This is a genomic window from Streptococcus sp. HMSC034E03 (genome assembly GCF_001811505.1).
Classification (GTDB): Bacteria; Bacillota; Bacilli; order Lactobacillales; family Streptococcaceae; genus Streptococcus.
Map to the genome: position 1 here is coordinate 60,830 of NZ_KV805000.1, position 362 is coordinate 61,191.

The 362-nt window shown below is 37.6% G+C and carries 1 protein-coding gene; it reads right to left on the reverse strand.

What is annotated here, in order from left to right; all coding sequences use genetic code 11:
• Positions 1-362 (reverse strand): transposase (locus HMPREF2805_RS11580; protein ID WP_261676373.1); only part of this gene is annotated, 362 nt, incomplete at both ends.

Sequence of the window (362 nt, forward strand, 5' to 3'; positions counted from 1 at the left end):
TTCTGAAAGTGAAAAAGCAAGAGCTGATAGAGATTATAGTGGTGTTTCAACTCTTCTGAATAGCTCAAAAGCTTGCCTAGAATTTCTTTGTTCGTTAAGTGCATGCGAAAAGTAGGGCGATAAAATCGCTTATCGCTGAGTTTACGACTATCTTGTTGGAAGAGTTTCCAGTAACGTTTGATAGCCTTGTATTCATGGGATTTTCGCTCAAATTGGTTCATGATTTGAACACGAATACGACTCATAGCACGGCTAAGATGTTGAACAATGTGAAAACGATCTAGAACGATTTTAGCATTGGGAAAAAGCTGTTTAGCCAAGTCATAGTAGGGACTAAACATATCCATAGTAATGATTTTCAC